Source organism: Mesorhizobium sp. M1E.F.Ca.ET.063.01.1.1 (genome assembly GCF_003998155.1).
GTDB lineage: Bacteria > Pseudomonadota > Alphaproteobacteria > Rhizobiales > Rhizobiaceae > Mesorhizobium.
Map to the genome: position 1 here is coordinate 1 of NZ_RZSC01001636.1, position 434 is coordinate 434.

Consider the following 434-nt stretch of genomic DNA (forward strand, 5'->3'; position numbering starts at 1 on the left):
GTCAGGCCCAAGGCGATGTCGATCAGGCTCTCATATTCGCCGTCGGTGATGCCCTCGAAGCGGTCCTGGACGCGGTGCTGGATACCACGGATCTCGCGGTCGATGATGCAGTGACCTTCGCGGAAGACGCCGCGCAGCGCCGAGCGCATGCCTTCTTCGGTCGCCGATTTCAGCACATAGCCATAGACCGAGCCGGGCGGCACGATGCGCGCCACGCCCCGCACATAGGCCTCGTCGGCGAAGTTCGACCAGAACAGGATGTGCGTGCCGGCGCGTCGGCTCCAGATCGCGCGCGCCACCTCGATGCCCGTCGCCTTGGGCAGTTGCAGGTCGAGCACGACATGCGGCGGCTCGCGCTCGGCCGCCAGGTTGATGGCATCCTCGCCGTCGCCGGCCTCGATCACCTCGACATCGCCCGGCCACAGCTGTTCCAC

1 protein-coding gene is annotated in these 434 nt (G+C 67.3%); it reads right to left on the reverse strand.

Annotation, left to right across the window (positions count from 1 at the left end):
- Positions 1-434: response regulator (locus tag EOA29_RS40170; RefSeq protein WP_145970193.1), on the reverse strand; the 434-nt coding region annotated here is incomplete at both ends.